4 protein-coding genes and 1 pseudogene are annotated in these 4,340 nt (G+C 68.3%); 1 reads left to right on the top strand and 4 read right to left on the bottom strand.

Annotation, left to right across the window (positions count from 1 at the left end):
* From JWQ91_RS12970 to JWQ91_RS12980, 3 genes and pseudogenes are all read right to left on the bottom strand, one after another.
* A pseudogene (locus JWQ91_RS12970) lies at positions 1-137 on the bottom strand (succinate--CoA ligase subunit alpha); the annotation flags it as partial.
* 2 nt (positions 138-139) lie between these two features.
* Positions 140-1,306 (bottom strand): ADP-forming succinate--CoA ligase subunit beta, encoded by a 1,167-nt coding sequence (sucC, locus tag JWQ91_RS12975; protein WP_297784762.1) that lies wholly within the window; start codon positions 1,304-1,306, stop codon positions 140-142.
* Between the two features lie 112 nt (positions 1,307-1,418).
* Positions 1,419-1,676, bottom strand: coding sequence for a hypothetical protein (locus tag JWQ91_RS12980; protein ID WP_297784764.1), 258 nt, complete (start codon positions 1,674-1,676; stop codon positions 1,419-1,421).
* A 280-nt stretch (positions 1,677-1,956) separates the two neighbouring features.
* Here JWQ91_RS12980 and JWQ91_RS12985 point away from each other — a divergent pair, with 280 nt between their 5' ends.
* A complete protein-coding gene (locus JWQ91_RS12985) occupies positions 1,957-2,628 on the top strand; it encodes a M23 family metallopeptidase (protein WP_297784766.1) in 672 nt (223 codons plus the stop codon).
* Between the two features lie 63 nt (positions 2,629-2,691).
* Here the strand turns inward: JWQ91_RS12985 and JWQ91_RS12990 are convergent.
* Positions 2,692-4,340, bottom strand: a 1,649-nt coding sequence (locus JWQ91_RS12990; RefSeq protein ID WP_297784768.1) for a 3'-5' exonuclease, incomplete at its 5' end; no start/stop codon positions are given.

The following is a 4,340-nucleotide window of genomic DNA, read 5'->3' on the forward strand; positions in this document are numbered from 1 at the left end:
GTGCCGGCCTTGCGGGCGTTGACGCCGCCCACGACCTGCGTGCCGGCCTTGATCATCAGGGCGGTGTGCTTGGTGCCTTCGCCGCCGGTGATGCCCTGGACGATGACCTTGGAATCCTTGTTCAGGAAGATCGACATGTTCAGGCTCCTTCGTGGGCGAGCTGGGCGGCGCGGTCCGCGGCACCGTCCATCGTCTCGACAATGGTCACGAGCGGGTGGTTGGCCTCGTTGAGGATCCGCAGGCCCTCGTCGAGGTTGTTGCCGTCGAGGCGGACGACGAGCGGCTTGGTGGCCGCGTCGCCGAGCAGCTCGAGGGCGCCGACGATGCCGTTGGCGACTGCGTCGCACGACGTGATCCCGCCTAAGACGTTGACGAACACGGCCTTGACCTGCTCGTCGCCGAGGATGACGTCGAGACCGTCGGCCATGACCTGCGCCGACGCTCCTCCACCGATGTCCAGGAAGTTGGCGGGCTTGACGTTGCCGTGCGCCTCACCGGCGTACGCGACGACGTCCAGGGTGCTCATGACGAGTCCTGCGCCGTTGCCGATGATGCCGACCTGGCCGTCGAGCTTGACGTAGTTGAGGCCCTTCTCCTTGGCCTTCGCCTCGAGCGGGTCGGCCGCGGCCTTGTCCTCGAACGCGGCGTGGTCGTCGTGGCGGAACTCGGCGTTCTCGTCCAGCGAGACCTTGCCGTCGAGCGCCTCGAGGATGTCGCCCTCGAGACGGGCGAGCGGGTTGACCTCGACGAGCGTCGCGTCCTCCTCGACGAAGACCTGCCAGAGGGTCAGGACCGTCTTGACGGCCTGCTCCACCAGGGCCTCGGGGAAGCCGGCCTCGGCCACGATCTCCCGGGCCTTGGCCTCGTCGACGCCGGTGCCGGCGTCGATCGGGATCTGCTTGACGGCGTCGGGGTTGGTCTTGGCGACCTCTTCGATCTCGACACCGCCCTCGACGCTGGCGATGCAGAGGTAGCTGCGGTTGGCGCGGTCGAGCAGGAACGAGAAGTAGTACTCCTCCTGGATGCTGGCTGCCGGCGCGATGAGCACCCGGTTGACCGTCAGGCCCTTGATCTCCATGCCGAGGATGTTCGTCGCGTGCTCGAACGCCTCGTCGGGGGTCTTGGCGAGCTTGACGCCGCCGGCCTTGCCTCGGCCGCCGGCCTTCACCTGAGCCTTGACGACGACGACACCGAGCTGCTCCGCGGCGACCTTCGCCTCCTCGGGGGTGTTGGCGACGATGCCCAGGGTGACCGGTACGTCATGCTTGGCGAAGAGCTCCTTCGCCTGGTATTCCATCAAATCCACGGTGTAGTCCGTCCTCAGTAGGAAGTCCGCTGCGCTGGGCGGTTGAAAACCCGCCACAAATGAGCCTTTGCGACTCTATCCGTTAACACGGGGTTAAGTCGCGTCGGTTACGTCACACCGCCCGGTCGACCGGGAGGCCTCCGCCGTCCAGTGCGGCGGCGAGCGCGGACAACGCCGCCCAGGCCTCGTCGTCGGCGGCCGCGACGATCCGGCACGCATCCTCGGCGACCGCCGTCGCGACGAGCTGCTCGGGGGTCTGGTGACCGCCCACGAAGACGACCTCGTGGCCCTCGTCCCGCAGTCGCCGGGCCACCGGACGTACCGTCTCGTCACCCTCGATGGCCCCCACGACGATGCGATCCCTGGCCATCTGCAGATCGTCCCACACGGTGAAAGCGATCACATCACGTCGACATTTCACGCGGGCCACGTCCACATTTCCAAACGAGTCGGGGGTTTGGTTTCCGTGCTTTGGGATACTCGGCTAGGCTCGACAGGTCCTGTCACACACCTTTCCGGAGGTTTTCTGCGTGTCTTCGTCTGCGCCCAAACGCCGGCTCGACGTGCGCCAAGAGACTCCGCGTACTGCCGGCAAGCGCGCCGCCCAGCGGCGCCGTGCCCCGCGGCGGACCTTGACACCCACTCCAGCCATGGCCGGTGCCTTCGCACTGATCCTGGCTGCTTTTGGTTCCACGCTCTTCGGTGCTGCCACCGACAGCAACACGCTGGCCGCCGACAAGTACCAGACGATCAACCAGAGCTACACCGGCACCGCTCAAGAGGCGGGCAGTGAGGTCGACGTCAGCCGCGACTTCGACCGCACGCTGGTCAAGAAGCAGGCCAAGGCGCAGGCCGCCCAGCGTGCCATCGCGCTCAAGAACCTCGCGCAGAAGGTCAACAGCGAGGCCGACCGCCAGAAGCAGAACCAGTGGGTCCTGCCCGTGACGGGCTACCGCCTGACGGCGCGCTTCGGACAGTCCAGCGGCCTGTGGGCGACGGTCCACACCGGGCTCGACTTCGCCGGCCCCGCCGGCTCGACGATCGTCTCGGTCGCCGCCGGCACCGTGAAGTCGACCGGCTACGAGGGCGCCTACGGCAATCGCACCGTCATCACGCTGCTCGACGGCACCGACATCTGGTACTGCCACCAGAGCAGCATCTCGGTCCAGCCCGGCGACAAGGTCGGCCCCAGCGACGTGATCGGCTACACCGGCTCGACCGGCAACGTGACCGGCCCGCACCTGCACCTCGAGATCCACCCCAACGGTGGCGCAGCGATCGACCCGTACGCGGCTCTGGTCGCGCACGGCGTCACGCCGTAACCTGCCGCGACGCCCTCCCCCACGAGCCGTCCATGGCACGTACGGGACGACTGTCCCGCTGGGTCAGAGCTTCTCGACCGGGGCGTAGCGCAGCAGCAGTCGCTTGACGCCCTGCGAGCCGAAGTCGACCGACGCGACCGACTTCTCGGCCTGTCCCTCGACCGTCACGACGGTGCCGAGCCCGAAGCTGTCGTGGCTGACCCGGTCGCCGGGGGTCAACGAGATGACCTCGCGGGTGCCCTTCTTGGAGCGCGCCGCGACGTTGCTGGAGCGGAACGACGACTGCACCGTCGCCGAGGGCTGGCTCGGCGTCCACTGCGTCGGCGGCGAGGCCAGCCGGCGCCAGTCGACGAGCGCCTCGGGCAGCTCGTCGAGGAACCGGGAGGCCGGGTTGTAGGACGGTGCGCCCCACGCCGCCCGGGTCGTCGCGCGGGTGACGTAGAGCCGGGTGCGGGCGCGGGTGATGCCGACGTAGGCGAGCCGGCGCTCCTCCTCCAGCTCCTTGGTGTCGGCCAGCGAGCGCATGTGCGGGAAGATGCCGTCCTCGAGCCCGGTGAGGAACACGACCGGGAACTCGAGCCCCTTGGCGGTGTGCAGCGTCATGAGCGTCACGACCCCGTCACCCTCGTCGGGGATCTGGTCGGCGTCGGCGACCAGCGCCACCTGCTCGAGGAACGCCGCGAGCGATCCGGCGTCGAGCGACGGTTCGTCGGAGATCGCGTCGACCGCCGCGGAGGGCTCCTCCTCGACGACCTCGACGGTCTCGTCGGCCACGGTGCTGGCTCCCACGACGAACTCGCGGGCAACCGCGACGAGCTCGGCGAGGTTCTCCACCCGGGTCTCGTCCTGCGGGTCGGTGCTCTGCTCGAGCGTCGAGAGATAGCCGCTGCGGGTCAGGGTCGCCTCGAGCACGGCGTCGGCGGGGGCGCCGGACTCGGCCAGGACCATGAGCTCGGACATCGTCGTGGTGAACGCCGAGATCGCGTTGAACGAGCGGGTCGCGAGGTCGCCCGCCTCGTCGGCGCGGGTCAGCGCCTCCCAGAAGCTGATGTCGTGCAGGTTGGCGAGGCGCTGGATCGAGGCCTCGGCGCGCTCACCGATGCCGCGCTTGGGCTCGTTGATGATGCGCCGCAGGGAGACCGTGTCACGCGGGTTGACGAGCACGCGAACGTACGCCAGCGCGTCCTTGATCTCCTTGCGCTCGTAGAACCGGACCCCGCCGACGACCTTGTAGGGCAGGCCGACGCGGATGAACACTTCCTCGAAGACCCGGCTCTGGGCGTTGGTGCGGTAGAAGATCGCGACGTCCTTGGCGGTGGCGTCGCCCGCGTCGACGAGCTTGTCGACCTCGTCGGCGACGAACTGGGCCTCGTCGCGCTCGTCGTCACCGACGTAGCCGACGATCTTCTCGCCGTCGCCCTCGGCGGACCACAGCTGCTTGTCCCGGCGGCCCTCGTTGCGGCTGATGACGGCATTGGCGGCCGACAGGATCGTCTGGGTCGAGCGGTAGTTCTGCTCCAGCAGGATCGTCGCCGCGTTGGGGAAGTCGTCCTCGAACTCCAGGATGTTGCGGATGTTGGCGCCGCGGAAGGCATAGATCGACTGGTCGGAGTCGCCCACGACCAGGAGGTCGGACTCCTCGTCGGTCAGCTCCTTGATGAGCTGGTACTGGGCGTGGTTGGTGTCCTGGTACTCGTCGACCAGGATGTGCC

Source organism: Aeromicrobium sp. (genome assembly GCF_025965075.1).
Taxonomy (GTDB): Bacteria; Actinomycetota; Actinomycetes; order Propionibacteriales; family Nocardioidaceae; genus Aeromicrobium.